This window comes from Bacillus sp. NPDC094064, from assembly GCF_050279585.1.
Classification (GTDB): domain Bacteria; phylum Bacillota; class Bacilli; order Bacillales; family Bacillaceae_G; genus Bacillus_A.
The window spans coordinates 198,251-222,893 of record NZ_JBNNUI010000005.1 but is presented as its reverse complement, the minus strand read 5'-3'; the positions used below and the strand labels follow the sequence as shown (position 1 = coordinate 222,893).

General features: G+C 37.5%; 25 protein-coding genes. 21 read left to right on the top strand and 4 right to left on the bottom strand.

Annotated features, from left to right (window positions below):
* Nucleotides 1-151: 151 nt before the first annotated feature.
* The 16 genes from ACQKNI_RS13890 (at nt 152) to ACQKNI_RS13815 (ending at nt 18,350) form a co-directional block, all read left to right on the top strand.
* Complete coding sequence (locus ACQKNI_RS13890) at nt 152-994, top strand: DegV family protein (protein ID WP_088232963.1); 843 nt, start codon at nt 152-154, stop codon at nt 992-994.
* A 172-nt stretch (nt 995-1,166) separates the two neighbouring features.
* On the top strand, nt 1,167-1,481 hold the full coding sequence (locus ACQKNI_RS13885; RefSeq protein ID WP_000400857.1) for a winged helix-turn-helix transcriptional regulator: 315 nt from the start codon (nt 1,167-1,169) through the stop codon (nt 1,479-1,481).
* Between the two features lie 150 nt (nt 1,482-1,631).
* Nucleotides 1,632-3,044, top strand: a complete 1,413-nt coding sequence (locus tag ACQKNI_RS13880; RefSeq protein WP_098253043.1) for an NlpC/P60 family protein — start codon at nt 1,632-1,634, stop codon at nt 3,042-3,044.
* A 127-nt stretch (nt 3,045-3,171) separates the two neighbouring features.
* Nucleotides 3,172-4,521, top strand: a complete 1,350-nt coding sequence (comFA, locus tag ACQKNI_RS13875) for an ATP-dependent helicase ComFA (RefSeq protein WP_088232964.1) — start codon at nt 3,172-3,174, stop codon at nt 4,519-4,521.
* Nucleotides 4,521-5,225, top strand: coding sequence for a ComF family protein (locus ACQKNI_RS13870; protein WP_098356982.1), 705 nt, complete (start codon nt 4,521-4,523; stop codon nt 5,223-5,225). The genes comFA and ACQKNI_RS13870 overlap by 1 nt, the downstream gene beginning before the upstream one ends.
* 126 nt (nt 5,226-5,351) lie before the next feature.
* Nucleotides 5,352-5,549: a cold shock protein CspC gene (cspC, locus tag ACQKNI_RS13865; RefSeq protein ID WP_001990088.1), complete on the top strand. Its 198-nt coding sequence runs from the start codon at nt 5,352-5,354 to the stop codon at nt 5,547-5,549.
* A 318-nt stretch (nt 5,550-5,867) separates the two neighbouring features.
* The gene (hpf, locus tag ACQKNI_RS13860) at nt 5,868-6,410 is read left to right on the top strand and encodes a ribosome hibernation-promoting factor, HPF/YfiA family (protein ID WP_088232966.1); all 543 of its coding nucleotides are present in this window, start codon (nt 5,868-5,870) and stop codon (nt 6,408-6,410) included.
* Nucleotides 6,411-6,684: 274 nt separating this feature from the next.
* On the top strand, nt 6,685-9,192 hold the full coding sequence (gene secA, locus ACQKNI_RS13855) for a preprotein translocase subunit SecA (RefSeq protein ID WP_088232967.1): 2,508 nt from the start codon (nt 6,685-6,687) through the stop codon (nt 9,190-9,192).
* 144 nt (nt 9,193-9,336) lie between these two features.
* Nucleotides 9,337-10,435, top strand: a protein-coding gene (gene prfB / locus ACQKNI_RS13850) for a peptide chain release factor 2 (RefSeq protein WP_098253034.1) whose coding sequence is annotated in 2 segments (ribosomal slippage) — nt 9,337-9,408 and nt 9,410-10,435 — 1,098 coding nt in all. Because the reading frame shifts where the segments join, the coding sequence is not laid out codon by codon here.
* A 534-nt stretch (nt 10,436-10,969) separates the two neighbouring features.
* Nucleotides 10,970-11,293, top strand: a complete 324-nt coding sequence (gene cccB, locus ACQKNI_RS13845; RefSeq protein WP_087994224.1) for a cytochrome c551 — start codon at nt 10,970-10,972, stop codon at nt 11,291-11,293.
* Nucleotides 11,294-11,610: 317 nt separating this feature from the next.
* Nucleotides 11,611-12,297 (top strand): cell division ATP-binding protein FtsE, encoded by a 687-nt coding sequence (gene ftsE, locus ACQKNI_RS13840; RefSeq protein WP_088232969.1) that lies wholly within the window; start codon nt 11,611-11,613, stop codon nt 12,295-12,297.
* A complete protein-coding gene (ftsX, locus tag ACQKNI_RS13835; RefSeq protein ID WP_088232970.1) occupies nt 12,287-13,180 on the top strand; it encodes a permease-like cell division protein FtsX in 894 nt (297 codons plus the stop codon). The genes ftsE and ftsX overlap by 11 nt, the downstream gene beginning before the upstream one ends.
* A 70-nt stretch (nt 13,181-13,250) precedes the next feature.
* Entirely contained in the window at nt 13,251-14,735 is a 1,485-nt protein-coding gene (locus ACQKNI_RS13830) for a S41 family peptidase (RefSeq protein ID WP_141524783.1), read from the top strand.
* Nucleotides 14,736-14,844: 109 nt separating this feature from the next.
* Nucleotides 14,845-16,029 (top strand): PDZ domain-containing protein, encoded by a 1,185-nt coding sequence (locus ACQKNI_RS13825; protein ID WP_140417512.1) that lies wholly within the window; start codon nt 14,845-14,847, stop codon nt 16,027-16,029.
* A 226-nt stretch (nt 16,030-16,255) separates the two neighbouring features.
* On the top strand, nt 16,256-17,971 hold the full coding sequence (locus tag ACQKNI_RS13820) for an ABC transporter ATP-binding protein (protein WP_098882652.1): 1,716 nt from the start codon (nt 16,256-16,258) through the stop codon (nt 17,969-17,971).
* A 67-nt stretch (nt 17,972-18,038) separates the two neighbouring features.
* Nucleotides 18,039-18,350 (top strand): YbjQ family protein, encoded by a 312-nt coding sequence (locus tag ACQKNI_RS13815; protein ID WP_000587632.1) that lies wholly within the window; start codon nt 18,039-18,041, stop codon nt 18,348-18,350.
* 113 nt (nt 18,351-18,463) lie between these two features.
* Here the strand turns inward: ACQKNI_RS13815 and abc-f are convergent, their stop codons facing one another.
* The 4 genes from abc-f to ACQKNI_RS13795 form a co-directional block, all read right to left on the bottom strand.
* Nucleotides 18,464-20,098: a ribosomal protection-like ABC-F family protein gene (abc-f, locus tag ACQKNI_RS13810; protein ID WP_098356986.1), complete on the bottom strand. Its 1,635-nt coding sequence runs from the start codon at nt 20,096-20,098 to the stop codon at nt 18,464-18,466.
* Between the two features lie 264 nt (nt 20,099-20,362).
* On the bottom strand, nt 20,363-20,908 hold the full coding sequence (locus ACQKNI_RS13805; protein WP_098253039.1) for a flavodoxin family protein: 546 nt from the start codon (nt 20,906-20,908) through the stop codon (nt 20,363-20,365).
* A 4-nt stretch (nt 20,909-20,912) separates the two neighbouring features.
* On the bottom strand, nt 20,913-21,281 hold the full coding sequence (locus tag ACQKNI_RS13800; protein WP_088233266.1) for a MerR family transcriptional regulator: 369 nt from the start codon (nt 21,279-21,281) through the stop codon (nt 20,913-20,915).
* A 51-nt stretch (nt 21,282-21,332) separates the two neighbouring features.
* Complete coding sequence (locus ACQKNI_RS13795) at nt 21,333-22,226, bottom strand: LysR family transcriptional regulator (RefSeq protein ID WP_098253040.1); 894 nt, start codon at nt 22,224-22,226, stop codon at nt 21,333-21,335.
* Between the two features lie 152 nt (nt 22,227-22,378).
* Here ACQKNI_RS13795 and ACQKNI_RS13790 point away from each other — a divergent pair, with 152 nt between their 5' ends.
* The 5 genes from ACQKNI_RS13790 (at nt 22,379) to ACQKNI_RS13770 (ending at nt 24,624) form a co-directional block, all read left to right on the top strand.
* A complete protein-coding gene (locus ACQKNI_RS13790) occupies nt 22,379-23,401 on the top strand; it encodes a YeiH family protein (RefSeq protein ID WP_098253041.1) in 1,023 nt (340 codons plus the stop codon).
* A 123-nt stretch (nt 23,402-23,524) separates the two neighbouring features.
* Complete coding sequence (locus ACQKNI_RS13785) at nt 23,525-23,722, top strand: helix-turn-helix transcriptional regulator (RefSeq protein ID WP_427282433.1); 198 nt, start codon at nt 23,525-23,527, stop codon at nt 23,720-23,722.
* Between the two features lie 50 nt (nt 23,723-23,772).
* On the top strand, nt 23,773-23,994 hold the full coding sequence (locus ACQKNI_RS13780) for a hypothetical protein (RefSeq protein WP_098841437.1): 222 nt from the start codon (nt 23,773-23,775) through the stop codon (nt 23,992-23,994).
* Nucleotides 23,991-24,383: an ATPase gene (locus tag ACQKNI_RS13775; RefSeq protein WP_088233271.1), complete on the top strand. Its 393-nt coding sequence runs from the start codon at nt 23,991-23,993 to the stop codon at nt 24,381-24,383. The genes ACQKNI_RS13780 and ACQKNI_RS13775 overlap by 4 nt, the downstream gene beginning before the upstream one ends.
* A 16-nt stretch (nt 24,384-24,399) precedes the next feature.
* Nucleotides 24,400-24,624 (top strand): hypothetical protein, encoded by a 225-nt coding sequence (locus tag ACQKNI_RS13770; RefSeq protein WP_088233272.1) that lies wholly within the window; start codon nt 24,400-24,402, stop codon nt 24,622-24,624.
* Nucleotides 24,625-24,643: the final 19 nt, after the last annotated feature.

Sequence of the window (24,643 nt, the reverse complement as noted above, 5' to 3'; positions counted from 1 at the left end):
TTGAAATTTTTGATGAGTATTTCACCTTTTTGTTGTAATTTGTCGGGATGGTGAGTATAATTTTTGACTAGCATTTTTATGTATGGATGCACCATTTTTAGTTTTCGTGTAAACTTAGGGAATAAAAACTTTTTATAAGGCAGGTACGAAAATGAAAACAGCTATTGTTACTGATAGTACAGCATATATACCGAAGCATATTCGTGAAGAACTCAATATATATATGATTCCATTAAACGTTGTGTTTGGAACAGAATCTTATCAAGAAGAAGCTGAAATTTCAGTAGATGATTTCTATGTGAAAGTACGTGAGCAAGAAGAACTTCCGAAAACTTCTCAGCCAGCAATCGGAAAGTTTGTTGAGTTATTTGAAGAACTATCTAAGGATTATGATGCGGTTATTAGCATCCATCTTTCAAGTGGGATTAGTGGTACATACCAAACTGCAACGACAGCCGGACAAATGGTAGAGGGTATTGATGTATATACGTACGACTCTGAAATTAGTTGTGAAGTGCAAGGATTCTATGTACGTGAAGGGGCAAAACTAGCAAGTGAAGGAAAGGATCCGAAAGAGATCATTACTCGTTTTGATGAAATGAAGCAAACGATGGACGCTTATTTTGTAGTGGATGATTTACATCATTTACAACGTGGCGGACGATTAAATAGTGCGCAAGCTTTCATTGGTAGTTTGTTACAAGTGAAGCCCGTTTTATATTTCAGAGATAAAATCATTATTCCTTTTGAAAAGATTCGTACGCGTAAAAAAGCGTTAAAACGCATTGTTGAAATTTTTGATGAGCAAGCAAGTAAAGGTGTACCTATGGAAGCTGTCATCATTCATGCGCAGCGTGAAGAGGAAGCGAATGAATGGAAGGCAGAATTAGAAGCAAAATATCCTCATGTCACAATCCGCATAGGTTATTTTGGTGCTGTAATTGGTACGCATTTAGGTGAAGGTGCACTAGGTCTTGGATGGTACACGAAGTAATAAGTTATAAAAAGCTCTCTTTTTGAAGAGGGTTTTTTTACGGATATTTTGCGTATAGTTGACAAGTTAATATTTGGAAATGATAAAATGTACGTAAAATAAAATAACGAGAAAAGTTTTATAACTTACTTTTTACAAGAAACTATATTATAATAGAGGAGAGGTGAAACATATGGAGCATAATTCTTGTTTATGTCCAAAGTTTGAGTCTGCTTTTACTTTGCTTAGTAAAAAATGGACTGGCTTAATTATTAAATCTTTGCTTGAAGAATCGAAACGTTTTAGAGAAATCGCAGATATTATACCGAATATGAGCGATCGTATGTTGTCAGAGCGTTTAAAGGAATTGGAGAGCGAAGGCATTGTAGTTCGTAATGTTTATCCAGAAGTACCGGTTCGAATTGAGTATGGCTTAACTGACAAAGGAAAAGCGTTAGAAAGTGTTATGGATGAAGTCCAAAATTGGGCTGAGAAATGGATGAAATAGCATTTCGATTTCATTTGTATATGTAACAAAACGTAAGGGATTCCTTACGTTTTTTCTTTGTTTATGAAAAGTGGGTTGAACCTTTTAAAATTCTACACATACATACAAAATTATACGTATTTTGCGATAGAGTTACATATAATATTACATTTGTTTTACAAAAGCGTAACATTGGTAAAAAAAATCCCGAATTATGGTATAAAATTTATAGGTTATATACGGAAAATGAAAAAAGAAAGCGGTGTAAAAAATAAAATGAAAAAGCTAAAAATGGCATCTTGCGCATTAGTTGCAGGGTTAATGTTTTCAGGACTAACACCAAGTGCATTTGCAGAAGATAATATTTCAGATGTGAAATCACAAATTAATACACAAAATGACAATTTACATAAACAACAACAAGAGCGTGATGAATTACAAAAACAAATGAATGACTTAAACAAAACAATTCAAGGTTTAGATAAGTCTGTTCAAGAAAATGCTGCAAAACTTGATGAAACAACGAAAAAAGTTTCTGATACTGAGCAATTAATCGAAAAGAAAAATAAAGATATTGCAGAATTACAAACAAAGATTGCAAAACGTGAAGAGTTATTAAGAAAGCGTTTAGTTGCACTTCAAGAACAACCAAATACGAACGTTGTAACAGAAGTTCTTGTAAACTCTAAAAACATTGCAGATTTAGTTGATCGTTTAAATTCTGTTTCTAAAATTCTTGAGTCTGACGAAGATATCATGAAAACACAACAAGAAGATCAAGCGAACGTGAAAAAAGATGTTGAAATGGTAAAAGAAAAGCAAAAAGAATTAAAAGAAGCACAAGCTCAAATTGAAACTGCTAAGAAAGAACTTGACGCTGAAAAAGCAAAAAAAGAAACTGCAGTAAATGATTTAAGCGGTAAAATGGAAACAGTTGTAACTACGATGACAAGCACAGAAAGTCAATTAAAAGAGCTTGAACAACAAGCGTTAAAATTACAACAAATTGCTGAAAAAGAAGCGCAAGAAAAAGCTGCACAAGAAGCTGCTGCTCAAAAACAAGCAGAGCAAGCTGCTCAATCAGCTCAACCAGCGCAGGCTCCAGCTCAACCAGCACAAACACAAGCAGCTCCAGCAAACAATAATGGACAAGCGAAAAAAGAAGAAGCGAAAAAACCAGCTCCAGCACCAACTCCAGCTCCAGCACCAAGTAATGATGGTGGCGGAAGACAAGATGTTGTTGAAAAAGCTAAAGGTTTAGTAGGTCTAAAATACGTATGGGGTAGTTCGTCAATTTCAAACGGCGGTTTTGACTGTAGTGGATTAATCTCTTACGTTTACGGTTTAGGTCGTCAAGATACTAGAAGTTTATGGAGTTCAGTACAAAAGATTAGCCCATCTGAAGCGAAACCGGGAGATCTTATCTTCTTACAAGGTACTTACAGAGCAGGCGTATCTCACGTTGGTATTTACATTGGTGGCGGTCAAATGATTCATGCTGCTGATGAGTCAACAGGTGTTACTTACGGTAGCGTAAATAGCTCATACAACCAAAAACATTTCTTAGGTTATGGTAGATTATAGGATTTATAATTGAATAAATAATGTGTATAAAGTCGATAGCTTACTATTTTATAAGTAGGTTATCGGCTTTTTTGAGTTTTTACGAGAGTATGAGAAAGATTTATAGTGGAGCTGGAGGTGGTTGTTGATGCAAGCTGGGAAACAGTTATTACTAGAGGAGCTTTCTTCAGATGTGCGGGATAATTTAGATGGTTTGAAAAAGAAAGGGAAGGTTACATGTGTACAAGGTATAAAAAAGAAGGGTTCTAAATATATGTGTCAGCGATGTGGAAATATAGAGCAGCGGCTATTTGCATCATTTCTGTGCAAAAGGTGCAATAAAGTCTGCACGTATTGCCGGAAGTGTATAACGATGGGGAGGGTAAGTGAATGTGCTGTACTTGTTCGCGGGATTGCTGAAAGGAAAGGAGAAAGTGATCTGAATCCACTACAGTGGAAAGGCACCTTGTCTACTGGCCAGAAGTTAGCGGCAAAAGGTGCCCTGGATGCTGTTAAGCAGAAAGAATCGTTTTTTATTTGGGCTGTGTGCGGGGCTGGAAAAACAGAAATGTTATTTTACGGTATTGCAGAGGCGCTTCAAAAGGGAGAAAGGGTTTGTATCGCAACACCAAGGACGGATGTTGTACTTGAATTAGCACCAAGGATACAAGAAGTGTTCCCGAATATACATGTAGCTGCTTTATATGGAGGTAGTGCAGAACGGGAAAAAGATGCCGCATTAGTCGTTGCGACGACTCATCAACTACTGCGTTACTATAGAGCGTTCCATGTCATGATTGTAGATGAGATAGATGCTTTTCCTTATTATGCAGACCAAATGCTGCACTATGCAGTGAAACAAGCGATGAAAGAAAATGCCGCAAGTATTTATTTAACGGCGACTCCAGATGAAAAGTGGAAGCGCAATTTCAGAAAGGGTAAACAAAAGGGTATCATTGTCTCAGGTCGATACCACCGTCATCCGTTGCCAGTTCCCCTATTTTGCTGGTGCGGAAATTGGAAGAAAAGCCTCAATCGTAAAAGAATTCCCCGAGTTTTACTACAATGGTTAAACATATACTTAAACAAGAAGTATCCCGTTTTTTTATTCGTTCCCCATGTACGATATATAGAAGAAATAAGCTCGTTATTGAAATCGTTGCACAATAAAGTTGAAGGTGTACATGCAGAAGATTCGATGAGAAAAGAGAAAGTCGCAGCGTTCAGAAAGGGAGAAATTCCGTTATTAGTTACAACGACAATTTTAGAGAGAGGAGTAACTGTGAAGAATTTACAAGTTGCGGTTTTAGGGGCGGAAGAAGAAATATTTTCAGAAAGTGCGCTCGTACAAATTGCAGGCCGGGTAGGTCGAAGTTTTGAGGAACCGTATGGCGAGGTCGTTTATTTTCATTACGGTAAGACAGAGGCGATGGTACGTGCGAAAAAGCATATTCAAAGTATGAACAAAAATGCGAAAGAACAAGGGTTGATCGATTAATGCATTGTCTACTTTGTGATGAGCGTATTGTAGAAACAGTTAGTTGGTACACTTTTTTTGTAAAGTTTCATAGAAAACATATGTGTGATAGATGTGAGCGGAAACTTTCCTATATTATAGGAGACATTTGCATGGATTGTGGTCGTCCTTTAAATGACTTGCCTACTCGATATAAAGAAAATGACATTTGCATGGATTGTGTAAGGTGGATAAATGAGGAGGGATATCGTCCGCTTAAAAATCGCTCGTTGTACGTGTACGATGATGAGATGAAACGTATACTAGCACAGTTTAAGTTTCGTGGTGACGCTGAGTTATTTCATATGTTTTATCAACCTTTTCGTAGTCTTTTTCAAAAGTACTTTATACATGTTTCAGTTGTTATGGTTGTTCCACTTAGTAGGGAACGAGAATATGAGCGTGGTTTTAATCAAGCAGAGTTATTGGCAGCTTGTTTACCTGTTAGTGTGTCTCATACATCGTTAAGCAGAATAGAAACAGAGAAGCAAAGTAAAAAGACGCGTAAAGAAAGGGTGTCGGGAAGTAATCCTTTTTATTTTCAGGGAGAAGAGATGTTTCATGGACAACATATTTTACTCGTTGATGATGTATATACGACAGGAATTACCGTTAGACAAATTGGGAGGCTTTTATACGATAGAGGAGCGAGAGAAGTTTCTAGTTTGACGCTCTGTAGAAGTTAATCTGTAACTGTCGAAAGAGATAATAAAAAGACGATAAGTCTTCTTTGACTTCATATGTTGTCATTCGTTATAGTCAAATTATGGGGCAAATGCCCTGATTTTTAGAGTGAAGGGAATGGAATGAACATGCAAGGAAGAGTGAAATGGTTCAATGCAGAAAAGGGATTTGGGTTTATTGAGCGTGAAGATGGTGATGATGTGTTTGTTCATTTTTCTGCTATTCAACAAGATGGATATAAGTCGTTAGAAGAAGGGCAACAAGTCGAGTTTGACATTGTAGATGGAGCACGCGGACCACAAGCAGCTAATGTTGTAAAACTGTAGGGATATTGTTTTTGGGAAGAGAAAGCTGCGTTTGTGGCAACGTTATATATAGTAGAACCTCTTGTTCTTCGCAAGGGGTTTTTGTTATGAGTAGCGTTGTCAAAAAGTTGTTTCATTTCTGTAACGAATTGTCCACAGTTATATTCGTTATTCACGATGTAAATAGGATAAAATAAAGATAGAAACGATGCATCTTTTCATTTCAACAAAAAACGATAAAAAAATCGCAATTCCACTAATTTTTTTAAAAAAGTTAGAAGGAGTTTTTAAGCCAGTGTCGAAATTATAGTACATAGGCTTGAAAGGAGGAATTCATCTATGAAATTCAACATTCGTGGTGAAAATATTGAAGTAACTCCAGCATTAAAGGAATATGTAGAGAAAAAATTAAGTAAGTTAGAGCGTTATTTTGATACATTTCCAGAGATTAAAGTTAATTTAAAAGTATACTCTGACAAGCAACGTGTCGAGGTAACAATTCCGTTTACTGATTTATTACTTCGTGCAGAAGAATCTAATAGCGATATGTACGCTGCTATCGATTTAGTAGTTGATAAAATTGAGCGACAAATTCGTAAACATAAAACAAAAGTAAATCGTAAATTACGTGAGAAAGGTTCTGTGAAAACGAACTTTATCCTTCCACAAGCAGTAGCTGTTTTGGATGAGGTAGAAGAGGATGAATTAGAACTTGTACGTACAAAACGATTCGATTTAAAACCGATGGACGTTGAAGAAGCAATCCTACAAATGGATATGCTAGGACATAATTTCTTCGTCTTCACAAATGCTGATACAAATGAAACTAATGTTGTATATGGCCGTAAAGATGGGAAATACGGTTTAATCGAAACTAAATAATAATTCGAAAGCGCAGCCGAAAGAGGCTGCGCTTTTTTTGCTACAAATAGATTTTTAAAAAACTTTTCCTAATTTAGAACTCGACATTCCGCCGATTGTTGTCATAGTTATAAGACAAGTGTTACAATTATCATTAGGTATATACATTTTAGTTTTTTTAATTAGGAGAAAAATTGGCATAACATATATTTGATTTTTATAACGACTGATTGTAATAGAGAAAAAGAAAAACAATCGGAAGTTTTATTTTAATAAAAAGAGGAGCGTATTTCCTATGATCGGTATTTTAAAAAAGGTATTTGATGTAAATCAACGCCAAATTAAACGTATGCAGAAGACAGTTGAGCAAATTGATGCATTAGAATCATCTATTAAGCCTTTAACTGATGAACAATTAAAAGGAAAGACGCTTGAATTTAAAGAACGTCTAACAAAAGGTGAGACAGTAGATGATCTACTACCTGAAGCTTTTGCGGTTGTTCGTGAAGCTGCGACTCGTGTTCTTGGAATGCGTCCGTATGGTGTGCAGTTAATGGGTGGTATTGCCCTGCATGAAGGGAATATCTCTGAGATGAAAACGGGTGAAGGTAAAACGTTAACATCGACATTACCTGTATATTTAAATGCTTTAACAGGAAAAGGTGTTCACGTTGTTACAGTCAATGAATACTTAGCGCAACGTGATGCGAGCGAAATGGGACAACTTCATGAGTTCCTAGGCTTAACAGTAGGAATTAACTTAAACAGTATGTCACGCGAAGAGAAACAAGAAGCTTATGCTGCTGATATTACGTACAGCACAAATAATGAACTTGGATTCGATTACTTACGTGACAACATGGTGTTATATAAAGAGCAGCGCGTTCAACGTCCACTTCATTTTGCTATTATCGATGAAGTCGATTCTATTTTAGTCGATGAAGCACGTACGCCACTTATTATTTCTGGACAAGCTCAAAAATCAGCAGAGTTATACATGTTTGCAAATGCATTCGTTCGTACGTTAGAAAATGAAAAAGAGTATTCATTTGATGTGAAGACGAAAAATGTAATGTTAACAGAAGATGGTATTACGAAAGCGGAGAAAGCTTTCCATATTGAAAATTTATTCGATTTAAAACATGTAGCACTTCTTCACCATATTAATCAGGCACTTCGTGCGCACGTTGTTATGCACCTTGATACAGATTATGTTGTACAAGAAGGCGAAATTGTAATTGTAGACCAATTCACTGGTCGTCTTATGAAAGGTCGTCGTTATAGCGAAGGTTTACACCAAGCTATTGAAGCAAAAGAAGGCGTAGAAATTCAAAATGAAAGTATGACGCTTGCAACAATTACGTTCCAGAACTACTTCCGTATGTACGAAAAGTTATCTGGTATGACTGGTACAGCGAAAACGGAAGAAGAAGAATTCCGTAGTATTTACAATATGAATGTTATCGTAATTCCAACGAATAAAGATATTATTCGTGATGACCGTGCGGATTTAATCTTCAAATCAATGGAAGGTAAATTCAATGCAGTTGTTGAGGATATTGTAAATCGTCATAAACAAGGGCAACCAATTCTTGTTGGTACAGTTGCAATTGAAACGTCAGAGCTTATTTCAAAAATGTTAACACGTAAAGGTGTACGTCATAACATCTTAAACGCAAAAAACCATGCGCGTGAAGCAGATATCATTGCAGAAGCTGGTATTAAAGGTGCTGTAACGATTGCGACAAACATGGCTGGTCGTGGTACGGATATTAAGCTTGGGGACGATATTAAAAACGTTGGTCTTGCAGTTATCGGTACAGAGCGTCATGAAAGCCGTCGTATTGATAATCAGTTACGTGGTCGTGCTGGTCGTCAAGGGGATCCTGGTGTTACGCAGTTCTACTTATCAATGGAAGATGAATTAATGCGCCGCTTCGGTTCAGATAATATGAAATCTATGATGGATCGTCTTGGTATGGATGATTCACAGCCAATCGAAAGTAAAATGGTTTCTCGTGCGGTAGAATCTGCGCAAAAACGTGTAGAAGGAAATAACTATGACGCGCGTAAGCAGTTACTACAATACGATGATGTACTTCGTCAGCAACGTGAAGTTATTTATAAACAGCGTCAAGAAGTAATGGAGTCTGAGAACTTACGCGGCATTATTGAAGGTATGATGAAATCTACAGTAGAGCGTGCAGTTGCGCTTCATACACAAGAGGAAATTGAAGAGGATTGGAACATTAAAGGTCTTGTTGACTACTTAAATACAAACCTTCTGCAAGAAGGAGATGTAAAAGAGGAAGAGTTACGTCGCCTTGCTCCAGAAGAAATGAGCGAACCAATCATTGCACAATTATTAGAGCGTTATAACGACAAAGAAAAGCTTATGCCAGAAGAGCAAATGCGTGAGTTCGAAAAAGTTGTTGTATTCCGTGTTGTAGATACGAAATGGACAGAGCACATTGATGCGATGGATCACCTTCGTGAAGGTATTCATTTACGTGCTTACGGTCAAATCGATCCACTTCGTGAGTATCAAATGGAAGGATTCGCAATGTTCGAGTCAATGATTGCTTCTATTGAAGAAGAAATTTCTCGTTACATTATGAAAGCTGAAATTGAACAAAACTTAGAACGTCAAGAAGTTGCTCAAGGTGAAGCTATTCATCCATCTAGCGATGGCGAAGAAGCGAAGAAAAAGCCAGTTGTAAAAGGTGACCAAGTGGGCCGCAATGATTTATGTAAGTGTGGTAGTGGTAAAAAGTATAAAAACTGTTGTGGTATTGGGAAGTAATAAAAGTCGGTAGCCTAGACTGTTTTGCAAACTTTTACATTAAAAATGTATAATTAAGAAGGACTGGACTCTCTCCGTAATAAGTGGAGAGAGTTTCCCTTGTTTTCATACGAAAGTAACAGCAATTACATAGAGGTGAAGGAAATGGAATTAGTAGAAATTAGACAGGAATTAGAGAAAATGGCTAAGAGATTAGCGGCTTTTAGGGGGTCTCTTTGACCTCCCTACTAAGGAGAAACAAATTGCAGAATTAGAAGAAAAAATGATGGCTGCAGGATTTTGGGATGACCAACAAGGCGCACAAGTTGTCATTAACGAAGCAAATGCGTTAAAAGATATGGTTGGAAAGTTCCGTAAGTTAGATGAGACATTCGAAAATTTAGAAATAACGCATGAGCTTTTAAAAGAAGAGTATGATGAAGATTTACATGAGGAATTAGAATCAGAAGTAAAAGGCTTAATTCAAGAAATGAATGAGTATGAGCTTCAGTTACTATTAAGTGATCCTTATGATAAAAATAATGCGATTTTAGAATTACACCCAGGTGCAGGTGGAACAGAGTCACAAGACTGGGGCTCTATGCTATTACGTATGTATACACGCTGGGCTGAAAAACGTGGATTTAAAGTAGAGACTGTTGACTACTTACCAGGTGATGAAGCTGGTATTAAGAGCGTTACTTTATTAATTAAAGGTCATAACGCTTACGGTTACTTAAAAGCAGAAAAAGGCGTACATCGTCTTGTACGTATTTCACCATTCGATTCTTCAGGTCGCCGTCATACATCGTTCGTATCTTGTGAAGTTGTACCGGAGTTTAATGATGAAGTTGAAATTGAAGTGCGTACAGAAGACTTGAAAATTGATACGTACCGTGCAAGTGGAGCTGGTGGACAGCACATTAATACGACGGATTCAGCAGTTCGTATTACACATACACCGACAAATACGGTTGTAACATGTCAATCAGAGCGTTCTCAAATTAAAAACCGTGAGCATGCGATGAAAATGTTAAAAGCGAAATTATATCAAAAGAAACTAGAAGAGCAACAAGCGGAGTTAGATGAAATCCGCGGGGAGCAAAAAGAAATCGGATGGGGTAGCCAAATCCGTTCGTACGTATTCCACCCATATTCTCTTGTAAAAGATCACCGCACAAATACAGAGGTTGGTAACGTGCAAGCTGTTATGGATGGAGAAATTGATCCATTTATTGATGCTTACTTACGTTCTCGTATCTAATAAAGTGAAACTTTAATCAGTGGGGAGCATTCCCCACCTAACTTCTCAGCTCTCGCTGAATTTTGAGGTGGGGGTCTTACTGCCCGCTACTGCGGGATAAGAAAAAAGGCCAACAAAATTGTCGGCACATAATGGGGGCATAGAGGATATAAAGAGTATTACTTTATTTATATGGATGAAGTGCTGAGGAAGAGAAGTTGGAAACGACAACTTCTCTTTTTGATGGGAGTATATGTAGAATACAATGGTGTATATTGTTTTGTAAAAAGTAGAGAATAGTAAAATAGAGCGGTAATAGAGTAGGACTTTATACGGAGTTTTTCTAGTTTGATTTTTGGAAAAAGGTACTTTGCTGAAGTTTCTACGGTGTTCACATAATTGAAACAACTTAGGAAATCTTTGTTCTATCAGGGTTCTCACTACATTTTTGAAGAAGATGAAATATACCTGAGTTTTTCTATATAAAGATAATGTTTATAATGAAAATGAGTGTGTTAGAAATGAAAAGAATATCAACGATGGGGAGCGATAGAAGTGAAAAAGAAATTGTTGGCTATTGCGTTAGGGACATCAGTCGTTTTTGCTTTAGGGGCGTGCGGAAATAAAGAAGAGAGTAAATCTTCGAAACAATCTGCAAGCACAGATAGCGCGGAACAAATTTTCCAAAGAAGTTGTGCTGGATGTCACGCGACAGATTTATCGGGGGCAACTGGACCTGATTTAAGAAAAGTAGGCGGTAAGTATGATGCTGCAGATATCGAAGAAATTATTAAAAAGGGCCGCGGTTCAATGTCACCAGGACTTATTCAAGGTGAGGACGCGAAAAAAGTAGCTGAATGGTTAGCGGAACATAAATAAGAAAATGTTTAATAAACGAGCTGAGTGTATAATTTGCCCAAAAAGCATTTCGGGTTAATAAATTACAGCAGCTCGTTTCTCTTTTTCGGGGATGTAACATAACTGTAACAAAACTGTATCCGAATTGGAAACCGTTTGATGTTACAATGAGGTTTGTAGAATTTTGCTGAAATATATTACATAGAGTAGTTTATACAAAGAGTGTCAGTAAACTACCTTCAACAAGAGTTGTTACATGGGAGTAAGAGGCTAACTTTTATTTTCAAATGTACAGAAAAGTATTTCGAAAAAAATCATTAAGTATTGGGTGATAAATAATGATAAAAATGACGAATGTTTATAAGGAGTACCCGAATGGTATGAAAGCCATTGCTGGTCTCACAGTTACCATTAAACAAGGTGAATTCGTATATGTAGTTGGACCGAGTGGAGCCGGAAAATCTACATTTATTAAAATGATGTATCGTGAAGAAAAACCATCTACAGGATCTATTAACGTAAATGGACTTGTAATTGAAACATTGGCAGAAAGAGATGTTCCATATTTCCGCCGTCAATTAGGCGTAATTTTCCAAGATTTTAAATTGCTACCTAAATTAACGGTATATGAGAATGTTGCGTTTGCTCTAGAAGTAATTGAAGAAGAGCCAGAAGCAATTCGTGAACGTGTGACAGAAGTGTTAGGTCTTGTAGGTCTAGAAGATCGTGCAGATGCACTTCCAGGTGAACTTTCAGGTGGAGAGCAACAACGTGTTGCGATTGCAAGAGCAATTGTAAATAGACCAAAGGTTGTAATTGCCGATGAGCCAACAGGTAACTTAGATATTGAAACGGCTCTTGATATTATGAAGATTTTCAAACGCATTAATGAGCGTGGTACAACGATTGTTATGGCGACGCATAACGCAGATATCGTAAATACAATTCGTCATCGTGTAATCGCGATTGAAGGCGGAAAAATTGTTCGAGACGAGATTGAGGGAGGATACGGATATGAAGACTAAAACCCTTAGTCGACATTTGCGAGAAGGTGTAAAAAATCTATCCCGTAACGGATGGATGACATTTGCTTCTGTAAGTGCAGTAACGGTTACATTACTACTTGTAGGTGTCTTTTTAACAGCGATTATGAATATGAATCATTTTGCGACGAAAGTAGAGCAAGATGTGGAAATTCGTGTGCATATTGATCCAGCAGCAAAAGAAGCTGATCAAAAGAAATTAGAAGAAGATATGAGCAAGATTGCGAAAGTAGATTCTATTAAATATTCTTCTAAAGAAGAAGAATTGAAACGTTTAATTAAAAGTTTAGGCGATAGTGGAAAAACGTTCGAGTTATTTGAGCAAGATAACCCACTGAAAGACGTATTCGTTGTAAAGGCGAAAGAGCCAACAGATACAGCAGTAATTGCGAAAAAGATTGAAAAGATGCAGTTTGTAAGTACCGTTCAATACGGTAAAGGTCAAGTTGAAAAGTTATTTGATACTGTAAAAACTGGTCGTAACATCGGGATTCTGTTAATTGCTGGTCTTCTATTCACAGCGATGTTCTTAATCTCTAACACAATTAAAATTACAATTTATGCTCGTAGTACTGAGATTGAAATTATGAAACTTGTAGGTGCAACAAACTGGTTTATTCGTTGGCCATTCTTGTTAGAAGGATTATTCCTAGGAGTATTAGGATCAATTATTCCAATTGGCATAATCTTAGTTATGTATAATTCATTACAAGGTGTGTTTAATGAAAAACTTGGCGGAACAATTTTCGAGCTTCTACCATACAACCCATTCGTATTCCAATTAGCTGGTTTATTAGTGTTAATCGGTGCATTAATCGGTATGTGGGGAAGTGTAATGTCAATTCGTCGCTTCTTAAAAGTGTAAAAAGTTGCAAACATAATTCGTACAAGCTTATCATATAGTAGAAATAGGTAAAGGCATCACACGCTGTGTGATGCCTTTTGCTACACCACCTGTGTGTTTTGGAAAGGGGAATTCCGCATTGAAACGTAGAGTTGCGATTATTGGAATGGTTGTTGCATTTTTAATTGGTGCTGGCGGAATGTTTGCAGGAATGTCTGTATTTGGGGTTAACCCAGCAGAAGTAACGCAAACAATTTCGAGTGGAAACGCTAGCACAACGCAAGGGAATTTGGCAAAAATTAATGAGGCGTATGCACTAATTGATTCACGTTATGTGGAAGACGTGAAAGATGACAAGTTAGTCGAAGGTGCAATACAAGGTATGTTGTCTACGCTGAAGGACCCTTATTCCACGTATATGGATAAAGAAACAGCCAAACAGTTTAGTGAATCGCTTGATCCAGAGTTAGAGGGGATTGGGGCTGAGGTGAACAAGACGGACGGTAAGCTTATTATCGTATCTCCAATTAAAGGTTCACCAGCAGAAAAGATAGGAATTAAACCGAATGACCAAATTTTATCTGTAGATGGAAACAGTGTGAAAGACTTATCACGCGAAGAAGCCGTGCTAAAAATTCGTGGTAAAAAAGGAACGACTGTCGCGATTGAAATTAAACGTGCAGGAGTAGCTGATCCGATTGTATTTAAAATTAAGCGTGAAAAAATTCCGATTTTCACGGTGTTTAGTTCTGTGAAGCAAGAGAACGGAAAAGATATCGGTTATATGCAAATTACTTCGTTTGCTGAAAATACGGCGAAAGAATTTAAGGATCAGTTAAAAGAGTTAGAGAAGAAAAACATACAAGGTTTAGTTATTGACGTGCGTGGTAATCCTGGTGGCTATTTGAATAGTGTAGAAGATATACTAGGAGAAATTATGACAAATAAAAAACCGATGCTACAAGTAGAGCAACGAAATGGGGAGAAAAAGAAATTCTCCACAGAACGAAAAGAGAGAAAACCATATCCAATTTCAGTGTTAATTGATAAAGGAAGTGCTTCTGCTTCAGAAATTTTAGCTGGTGCACTGCAAGAAGGAGAAGGTTACGATTTAATTGGTGAAACAACATTTGGTAAAGGAACTGTTCAACAAGCGGTTCCATTTAAAGATGGAAGTAACATTAAATTAACGATGTTTAAATGGTTAACTCCAGATGGAAATTGGATTCATAAAAAAGGAATCAAGCCAACTGTAGAAGTGAAACAACCAGATTACTACCATGCGACGCCAATTCAAATTGAAAAGACACTTTCATACAATTCAAATGATGTGCAAGTAAAGCATGCACAAGAAATGCTAAAAAGCTTAGGATATGTACCAGGTCGTGAAGATGGATACTTTAGTAAAGAGACAGAATCAGCGCTGAAAGCATTCCAAAATGCAAATGAGATGGAAGCGACAGGACAGCTTGATAAAAAGACAGCTGAAGCAATCCAAACGAAAATCATTGAAAAAATCCGTTCTGGAGAAAATGATTTGCAATTACAATCAGCATTAAAATTAATGGCAAAATAAGAAGAAATACAGGCATTTTATTGCCTGTATTTTTTTGTGTTAAACACACGTTTCTCCAGTTATGATAAGATAAAAAGAAAGAATGATATAAATGGTGGTGAGTGAGTTCGTGGAAGCATGGATTTTTGAAATAATGCGGGCAGTTGGACGTTTTTTCTTACACCCTGCTGTCTATGTATTTTTAATAAGTAGTATCTTCGTTGGATACTTACGTATATTACGAGAGAGAAAAGATTTTTCTTTTAAAGTTTATGATATTTGGTTTGAACTGCGAACATCTCTATTTGCAGGGATTGGATACGGATTAATCGTATCTGTTATTACGATTGGACTTGGACTTGTTGTTTCGAAAGCGAGTTTATGGGTAATTTTACTTTGGACGCTGCTATTTGGATTAACTGCTATGTATCGATATTTATCGGCGGCTTATACGTTTAGTATTGCGATTGTATGTGTTCTACTATCTTCTAAGCTACCAGTTTCCTTCTTACAGCTTAGAGAAGGGGAAGAGGGTACGATTGTATCTCTTGCTATTTTACTAGGCGTCATGCTTATTGTAGAAGGCTTATTGATTTCTAAAAATGCGGTGGGATATTCTACACCAAAAATTAGGAAGGGAAAACGAGGGTTAAAGATCGGTTTACACGAATCGAAGCGTTTATGGATCATTCCTATTTTTATTCTTGTACCAGGTGATGCGGTAACGCAGTTCATTTCATGGTGGCCTGTCGTTTCAATAGGTTCAAATACATATTCTCTATTCCTCGTTCCGTTTTTAATTGGGTTTATGAGACAGATTAGAAGTTATGAACCGACGGAAGCTCTATTATTTACAGGAAGACGTGTCTACGGATTAGCAGGACTTGTGCTTGTTTTAGGAATCGCAAGTTACTGGTGGCATGTACTGGCAATTATCGCGATGGGAGTTGCAATACTTGGTCGTTTTACAATCTCGATGCAAGAAAAAATTGTAGATGAGACAAGACAAGCCTATTTTGCTGCACGTAGTGAGGGACTAGTTGTATTAGATACAATTCCAAATACAATTGGGGCAGAGCTAAACTTACTACCTGGCGAAGTTATTACGAAAGTAAATGGAGTCGTTCCAAGAAGTGCCGAGGAATTTTATGATGCGCTTCAAACGAAGACGACAGGAGCGTTTTGTAAATTAGAAGTAATAGATACAAACGGTGAGCTTCGCCTTGCTCAAACAGCATTATATGCGGGGGGACATCACGAATTAGGTGTTGTGTTTGTTCAGCAGGATCATGAGTGGGATTCGGAAGCTATATAATAGAAGTGAGGTATCGCCTTGTGGTGGTACCTTTTTTGTTTTTGGGGGAGGGTAGTTAGTACATGAAATTTATATCGGCGATTATCCGAATATATCGACTTTCCGGCAAAAAACGATAACTATCGCAAACCTTATTTATAGTTTCATAGACGGATAACTTGAATATTCATTTGATAATGGTTATCATTTAGGGAGTCTTTTTAATTTTGGAAAATGGAGGGAAGATATGTTACGTAAATTTTTTTCGTACTATAAACCGTACAAAGGTTTATTTATACTCGACTTTTCTTGCGCAGTTATCGCAGGATTGCTAGAACTTGGCTTTCCGCTTATCGTAAACCAATTTATCGATAAGTTATTGCCAGGGCAAAACTGGACGCTTATTTTATGGGCTTGTTTCGGTTTACTTGCAGTGTATATGTTAAATGCAGGCCTGCAATATGTCGTTACATATTGGGGACATATGCTTGGTGTTAACATTGAAACAGATATGAGGCAGAAATTATTTGATCACATTCAAAAGCTATCATTCAGATTTTTTGACAATAATAAAACAGGTCATTTAATTTCACGCCTTACGAACGATTTAATGGAAATTGGAGAAATTGCCCACCACGGGCCAGAAGATTTATTCATCGCTGTTATGACTTTAGTCGGGGCGTTTTCATTTATGATGATGATTAACTGGAAGTTAGCGCTGTTAACATTCTTCGTCATTCCATTCTTATTATGGTTGGCACTTTACTTCAACAAAAAAATGACAGGTACGTTTAGACGTTTATTTTCAGACGTTGCTGATTTCAATGCATGTATTGAAAATAACGTCGGTGGTATTCGCGTTGTACAAGCATTCGGAAATGAAAAGTTTGAGAAAGATCAGTTCGCTGTAAACAACGCTCGTTTCCGTACAACGAAATTAATGGCGTATAAAATTATGGCGTTAAATTCGTCAATTAGTTATATGCTCATGCGTCTCGTTACGCTCTTCGTATTAATATGCGGCACATGGTTTGTTCTGCAAGGTGAATTAACGTACGGTGGATTTATTGGCTTCGTCTTATTAACGAATATTTTCTTCCGTCCAATTGAGAAAATTAACGCGGTTATTGAAAGTTATCCGAAAGGAATCGCAGGTTTTAAAAGATATGTAGAACTTCTTGAAACAGAGCCTGATATTGTAGATTCTAAAGATGCGATAGAAGTAAAACATGTACATGGTGATATTCAATATAACAACATTACGTTCGGATATGAAAATAAAGAACCGATTTTACATGATATTAGTTTGAAAATACATGCAGGTGAAACAGTTGCGTTCGTTGGTCCATCAGGGGCTGGAAAAACAACGTTATGTAGTTTACTACCACGTTTTTATGAGCAATCATCTGGTTCCATTCAAATTGATGGTATTGATACGAAAGAGATGACATTATCATCACTTCGTAAGCAAATCGGAATTGTGCAACAAGATGTGTTCTTATTCTCAGGAACGATTCGTGAAAATATTGCTTACGGAAATTTAAAAGCGTCAGAAGCTGATATTTGGCAGGCAGTAAAGAGAGCGCAGTTAGAAGATTTAATTTACTCGCAGCCGGACGGTTTAGATACAGTTATCGGTGAGCGCGGCGTGAAACTTTCCGGTGGACAGAAGCAACGTCTAGCGATTGCCCGTATGTTCTTGAAAAACCCGCCAATTTTAATTTTAGATGAGGCAACTTCTGCGTTAGATACAGAGACGGAACTTGCGATTCAAAAATCACTTGCAGAATTAGCCGTTGGTCGTACAACATTAGTAATTGCACATAGACTTGCAACGATTAAAAATGCAGATCGTATCGTCGTTGTAAATAAAGACGGTATTGCAGAGCAAGGTTCACATGATGAATTAATTGAGCGTGGCGGAGGATATAGCAGGTTATACGAAGCACAGTTTAGTTCGTAAATATAATTTCTGCTGAATTAGCACACCATATAAGTAGATGGAAATCTTATATGGGAGGCTAAAGAGTATGATTATAACAACAACGTCTACAATTCAAGGAAAAGAAATTATTGAGTATGTCGATATCGTGAATGGTGAAGCGATTATGGGTGCGAATATCGTTCGTGACCTTTTCGCTTCTGTCCGTGATGTAGTCGGCGGTCGTTCTGGCGCTTATGAAAGTAAATTAAAAGAAGCGCGCGATATCGCGATGGAAGAGATGAAAACTCTCGCAAGACAAAAAAATGCGAACGCAATTGTCGGTATTGACGTGGACTACGAAGTCGTTCGCGAAGGGATGCTAATGGTTGCGGTGAGCGGGACTGCTGTCCGTATATAAAGTGAAAAGCCGTGCTGATGCACGGCTTTTTGCTGTTATTGATGCTATGCTATGTCGAAGCCTCGATATTTCTTGGGAAATGTGGAAGGTCCCGTCGATATATAGGGAAGACATTAGAGCGATTCTTTACATTTCCGGATTTGAACTAATAATGTTTCGTATTCTTGGTTGAGAGATGTGATGTCATCGTGATGATTGGGTATAGAAATTCGGCCGATGATTTCAGTTAATTTTGTTTGTAACCGTAATAATTCTTGTTCAGTAACGTTTACAGAATCCCCGGTTGTTCGTTTTGTGTATTGCTCGTAATTGCCATGGAATATTCTTGGCTCGTTTTCATCCACTTGTAGAATATGGTCTGCAACAGAACGAATAAAGGCGCGGTCATGGCTAATGAAAAGTATAGTGCCCGGATATTCTTGTAACATGCTTTCTAATTCTTCTTGCGTTGCTAAGTCTAAATAGTTTGTCGGTTCATCAAGCAGAAGCATATTATAGTTTCCTAAAAATACTTTTGCGAGTGCAACCTTCATTCGCTCACCCCCGCTTAGAACGTGCACAGGTTTATGAACATCTTCACGGCGGAATAGAAGCCGTGCAAGTATTGTTCGAACGAACGATTCCGTATAGTTTGTTTCTTCTAGAACATTTTCTAAAATTGTTTGATCTGTTTTTAAAATAGATAGTGTTTGTTCAAAGTACCCAATCTTACAACTTTTCGAAAGCTGAATGCCGCGCTCTTTTGCGAGAAGCATGTTGAACAGAGTTGTTTTTCCACTTCCGTTTGCCCCTAAAATAGCAAGTTTTGCACCAGGTGCAATAGTTCCATTCATATTTTTAAATAGTGTGCGGTCACCTATTTTTTTTGTGGCTTTATTGAACTGCATCACCACTTTACTATGAATAGGAGTATGGTATTGCACGTCAAACTGAGCTTGAGAAAGATCCTTTGGCTTTTCTTTCTTTTCTAATTTTTCGAGACGTGTCTCTAATGCTTTCGCTGCTTTGCTAACCTGTTCTTGGCCATGAGCCCCACTTAACTTATAAAGTTTAGATTCAGATGAACTGAACCGTGTTGGGATTTTTGTCATGCTAGAAGCACGTTGCTTTTTTTGTAAAATGGACTGTTCTAAACGATTTTTTTCTTGTACATATTGCTCATATTCCGCTCGTTGTTGCATTCGCTCACGTTCTTTTTGCTTTCGATAGTTGGAATAATTTCCTTTATATTCTTGAATCGTACCGTCTTCGATTTCAATGATTTTTGTACATATCGCATCTAAAAAATCACGATCATGTGATATTAAAACAATGGCCCCTTTATAAGATAAAAGTGTCTTTTCTAATTGCTCTGTACCGAACATATCTAAGTGGCTAGTCGGTTCATCAGCAAATAAAATGCCTGCATCCTGTTCGAGAGCGTGGGCAATTTTTAGGCGCATGAGTTCACCGCCGCTCATTGAATCTGTAACGTTTGAAATGCTCCATTTTCCTTTTGCGAGAGAAGAAGCGGTTTCCGGTAGTTCTTCGCTAAGCTGAGGAATGATGGCGATAGAACTATGATGAGTTACTATACCTTCGTCAGCTTCTATTTCTTTACTTAATATTTGTAGTAACGTAGATTTTCCAGCTCCGTTGACTCCGACAATTCCTATACGATCCTGCGCTTGAATTTCTAGTGATGGTAACGTAAATAGTGTGCGATCACCAAAGCTCTTTTCAATATTACGTGCAAATAAAATAGTCATAAAAAAACCTCCCTAGTTTCACTAGAGAGGATAAACGTCGTCCTTACATGTAAAAATCGTACATAAATAAACGATTTTTTACATGATCGCTTCGAAAGAAAGTATCGACTAATGGACAGACTAATCCCCTGCTAGTTTTCATCATTTTTGTTCACTATTTGTGATGGATGAAATAAATAAGAGAATTAGAACTTCATTGGTCAAAGTACCTTCCTTTCATAATATTACTTTTATTGTATGCGCATACAAATGGGATTGTCAAACTTATTTCTGTTTGTAATTTTTGAATTCGTTATTATAAATTTGTGCCTTTGCTAGTGCTTCAGCATCATTTTTGATTTCATCTAATCCATTCGCATCCCCAATAATATACCCTTCAAATGATGAACCAACAAAATCAAAGATATATTGGAACTGAGCAATAAGTGGCAATGCTTTCAGTTTCGGATTGTCTCCGCCAACGATGACAACGTACATCTTTTTCTCTTTCATTTTCTCTTTGAAATGAAGAGATGTATCACGCAAGCTTTGTGACCAGCGATCAACGAAGTTTTTCATATGACCGCTCATTCCGTACCAGTATAGCGGTGTAGCGAAGATAATCGTGTCGTGCTCTAGCATGCGTTTGGTTAACTGCTCGTAGTCATCGTTTACAGGTTGAAATCCTTCTGCATCATGACGTTGATCTGTAATAGGATGGACTGTATAGTCTCGTAAGTAAATTTGTTCTGTTTCAATCCCATCAATCATCGTATGTGTTAGAGTTTCTGTATTTCCGTTTTGTCTAGAACTGCCATGTATAACAAACATGTAATCATCCCTTTTCTTTTGCTTGTTTTAGGAGTGAAACGTGTTTTTGCAAATTCGTTTGAATGCTGGAAAGTAAGGAGATTTGCTTTGTTACTTCATTGAGTTTATCTTCATAAAGTGCAAGGATACTGCTGCAAGGATTTTCGTACAGGTGCGGCTCGATTTCAAGGCAGCGCAGCATCCTTGCCGTCTCTTCTAAATTTAAACCAATTTGTAAGTACATTTGAATGAGTTCTACTTTTTCAATAGCACTTTCATCAAAATCACGGTAGCCATTTGCGAGGCGCTTCGAAGGAAGTAACCCCTTTTCTTCGTAATGTCTTAGTGATCTTTCGCTAACGCCAGTTTCTTTTGATAACTCCCCGATTCGCAATGTGTTTCACTCCTTTTACATGTATTGTAAACCTTCACACTAATGTGAAGGTCAACTCTGTTTTTTCGCGAAAGAATTTACATGATTTAAAAACACTTGAATAGCTTTAGATGGAATAAAATATTTGCCGCGCACGATGGAGAATGGGCGGAATAGCCTTTCATTCGGAATCTCGACGTGAAATAGCTCTTTTGCTAGTAGCTCTTTTCGTACAGTCCAATCAGAAAGTATAGCGATGCCAAGCCCGGCAGCGACGGCTTCCTTTACACTTTGGATACTACTAAATGTAAAGAATCGCTTCATTTTTAAATGGTGTTGATGAATAAAGCGGTCACTATAAGCACGTGTACCAGAACCACTTTCTCTTAATACCCATACTTGGTCTTGGAGTGTGCTTTCATTTATTTCCTCGGCGCGGAGCAGTGGATGATTTGGCGGAACGACGAGCTTCATTTCATCTTGCATAAATGTTTCAACATCTACGTCGGCGTATACGACTTGCCCTTCCACTAAGCCGATATCAATTTGATTGGAGCGAAGACTTTGCAAAACTTCTTCTGTATTTGAGATAAAAGTATGAACCTCGACACGTGGATTTTCATTGGCATAATTAGCGAGTATTTTTGGAAGTAAGTATTCGCCAATTGTAAAACTAGCACCGATGCGAAGTGTTCCTGTTACAACGTTATGTAATTCGTTAATTTCTTGCTTCGCATCTTCGTAAAGAGAGAGCATTTGCTTTGCATGTATGTATAGAATGTTTCCAGCTTCCGTAACTTGTACATGTTTCGGGGAGCGCTGAATGAGTGTAGTTCCAAATTCGTTTTCTAAGTTGCGAATGTGCATACTTACGCCAGGCTGTGAAAGATTTAATAATTCCGCTGCACGAGAGAAGTGTTTCTGTTCAACGACCGTAACAAAAATCTTTAAAATGTCTACGTTCATTTGCAAAGCTCCTTTCATTTTTCTTTCATTTTATCATAAGTATTTCTGATGATAGAGATTTGGTATTGGTATTAAACTTATTATAGAAACTCTCTTATAATGTAATTAGAAAGAACATGCATGTTCCAATACGATTATTGGGGTGGTAGAAAGTGGAACAAACACTTGTTATACAAAAGAAGAAGGGCTTTGGATTTTCGCAAGGAATTGGGATTACGTTATTAATCGCCATTGTCGCGAAGTATTTAGCAGAGCTTCCATTTTTAAATATTATGGGACAATTAGTAATTGCTATTCTAATTGGGATGGTTTGGCGAGCGGCTATTGGAGTTCCGCAAGAAGCGATAGCTGGAACGAATTTCGCGAGTAAGAAGTTGCTTCGCTTGGGGATTATCTTACTTGGAATGCGATTAAATCTTGTTGATATTGTGAAGGCGGGGCCAAAAGTATTGGTCATCGCAGCGGTTGTTATTACATTTACGATTTTCGTTGTATATGGACTCACGAAAGTATTTAAAGTGGACAAGAAACTTGGGATTTTAACGGCGTGCGGGACGGCAATTTGCGGAGCGGCAGCGGTCGTGGCAATTGCACCGCAAGTGAAAGCGAAGGATGAGGAAACGGCAGTTGGGGCAGCGATCATTGCAATTTTAGGTACAATATTTACACTTATTTATACGCTATTATACCCAGTGCTTGGCTTTTCTCCGTACGGTTACGGCGTATTTTCGGGTGCGACGTTGCACGAAATCGCTCATGTTATCGCGGCTGCAGCGCCAGGTGGTAGCACGGCTGTAGACATTGCGGTTATCGTGAAATTAACGCGCGTTGCGATGCTCGTGCCAGTAGCGATTTTAATCGGATTATGGTTTGGTAAGAGTGAAGGAAGCAAAGAAAAAGGATCGTGGCGCGACCTTCCGATTCCATGGTTCATCTTCGGATTTTTAGCAATGAGCGCGGTGCATTCGCTTGGCGTGATTCCAGAAGTTGTTGCGGGATACATTGTAGTGATCGCTTATATGCTAATCGCAATGGCGATGGCAGGGCTTGGTTTAAATGTAGAGTTTAAAACGTTCCGTAAATTAGGAAGTAAAGCATTCGTGGCAGGTTTGATTGGCTCGGTTTGTCTATCGGTTCTTGGTTATGTTCTCGTATGGGGATTAGGATTTATGTAGTAGCAAAGAGGCATCTTATTAGATGTCTCTTTTTTTACATTTTTTTGTAAAGATATCTTTACTTGTAATTGGAAAAAATTTATAATTCAAGTAAAGATATCTTTACTTTTGAAGGTGGATCCTATGGGTGTGAAAAATAAAATTAAAGAATTAAGAAAGCAACATCATATAACGCAAGTGGAAATGGCAAAGGTGATGCAAGTAACGCGGCAGACGATCGTGGCGATTGAAAATCACCATTACAATCCGAGTCTAGAGCTATCCTTAAAAATCGCCAAATATTTTAGGATGAAGGTGGAGGAAATCTTTACGCTGGAGTAAAGGGATAGAAAATGGCAGGAAAACGAGCATAGCGATAGGAGGGACGAAAAATGCAGGATGAGTTTGAGAGATTTCAGTCAGATAAAGCGTTTAAATATGTAGGGTTGTTTTTAGCGATTAGTTTAGCAGTCTGGAGTTTGTATAATTTAATTGTTTACGGAAATGCTGGTATGCCGTTTGTTTTATTTGTACTAGGACAGTTTGTTTATTTCTTTGTGAACTATTGGCCGAAATGGAGATATAGAAATAGTAAAGAGGCTGATCATGTATGAGTAAGCAAGAGGTTATACGGTTCATAGGAAGTTTGTTTTTAGCGGGGCTTGTTTTAAATGTGAGTTTAATGATTTTAAGTATTTCGTGGGGAACTATTTTCATATCGAATGTGGCACTAGTCATTTTATATGGAATTGCGGAATATAGAGAACAGAAGCGTTTGAAAGAAGAGGGAGTACCGTCGATTGATGAGAGAGTTGTGAACAAGATGAAGTCGTATTTCACTATTTGTGTTACAGGATTCGTTCTTTTGTTCATTATGTATCTTTGTGTAAATAAGTATTTAGATAGGTCAGTAGTACATGTAAATGAGTTATTGTATATCGTTATTTTTGGTTTGTTAATTAGCATGGCATCGACGAGTATTTTCGCAACAAGGAATAGATAGAAAAAGGGGAACTGGGATGGGATTACCGGTATTATGTGTCGCTACAGTTATATTTGCGCTTCTTTGGGGAATGCAAAACTTTTCTCGTAATCCAGTGCCAAGCATTTGTATTATGATTGGTACTGCAGGGTTATCGTATTATTTATTACTATCAGCCCATTATCATAAAATGGCAACTGGCGTTGTTGTTGGAGCACTTATTTTATTTTGTGGGCGCGCTATAAAAGGATTATTTCCGTAAAAGCTGTTTATACAAAGAG

Bases quoted from the DNA above. Each gene is read 5' to 3' on its own strand.
- comFA (WP_088232964.1), top strand. From the start codon at position 3,172: ATGCAAGCTGGGAAACAGTTATTACTAGAGGAGCTTTCTTCAGATGTG.
- ACQKNI_RS13770 (WP_088233272.1), top strand. From the start codon at position 24,400: ATGGGATTACCGGTATTATGTGTCGCTACAGTTATATTTGCGCTTCTT.
- secA (WP_088232967.1), top strand. From the start codon at position 6,685: ATGATCGGTATTTTAAAAAAGGTATTTGATGTAAATCAACGCCAAATT.
- ACQKNI_RS13805 (WP_098253039.1), bottom strand. From the start codon at position 20,908: ATGTTTGTTATACATGGCAGTTCTAGACAAAACGGAAATACAGAAACT.
- ACQKNI_RS13885 (WP_000400857.1), top strand. From the start codon at position 1,167: ATGGAGCATAATTCTTGTTTATGTCCAAAGTTTGAGTCTGCTTTTACT.
- ACQKNI_RS13795 (WP_098253040.1), bottom strand. From the start codon at position 22,226: ATGAACGTAGACATTTTAAAGATTTTTGTTACGGTCGTTGAACAGAAA.
- ftsX (WP_088232970.1), top strand. From the start codon at position 12,287: ATGAAGACTAAAACCCTTAGTCGACATTTGCGAGAAGGTGTAAAAAAT.
- cspC (WP_001990088.1), top strand. From the start codon at position 5,352: ATGCAAGGAAGAGTGAAATGGTTCAATGCAGAAAAGGGATTTGGGTTT.
- hpf (WP_088232966.1), top strand. From the start codon at position 5,868: ATGAAATTCAACATTCGTGGTGAAAATATTGAAGTAACTCCAGCATTA.
- ACQKNI_RS13890 (WP_088232963.1), top strand. From the start codon at position 152: ATGAAAACAGCTATTGTTACTGATAGTACAGCATATATACCGAAGCAT.
- ftsE (WP_088232969.1), top strand. From the start codon at position 11,611: ATGATAAAAATGACGAATGTTTATAAGGAGTACCCGAATGGTATGAAA.
- ACQKNI_RS13870 (WP_098356982.1), top strand. From the start codon at position 4,521: ATGCATTGTCTACTTTGTGATGAGCGTATTGTAGAAACAGTTAGTTGG.
- ACQKNI_RS13785 (WP_427282433.1), top strand. From the start codon at position 23,525: ATGGGTGTGAAAAATAAAATTAAAGAATTAAGAAAGCAACATCATATA.
- ACQKNI_RS13815 (WP_000587632.1), top strand. From the start codon at position 18,039: ATGATTATAACAACAACGTCTACAATTCAAGGAAAAGAAATTATTGAG.
- ACQKNI_RS13820 (WP_098882652.1), top strand. From the start codon at position 16,256: ATGTTACGTAAATTTTTTTCGTACTATAAACCGTACAAAGGTTTATTT.
- ACQKNI_RS13775 (WP_088233271.1), top strand. From the start codon at position 23,991: ATGAGTAAGCAAGAGGTTATACGGTTCATAGGAAGTTTGTTTTTAGCG.
- abc-f (WP_098356986.1), bottom strand. From the start codon at position 20,098: ATGACTATTTTATTTGCACGTAATATTGAAAAGAGCTTTGGTGATCGC.
- ACQKNI_RS13830 (WP_141524783.1), top strand. From the start codon at position 13,251: ATGCCTTTTGCTACACCACCTGTGTGTTTTGGAAAGGGGAATTCCGCA.
- ACQKNI_RS13780 (WP_098841437.1), top strand. From the start codon at position 23,773: ATGCAGGATGAGTTTGAGAGATTTCAGTCAGATAAAGCGTTTAAATAT.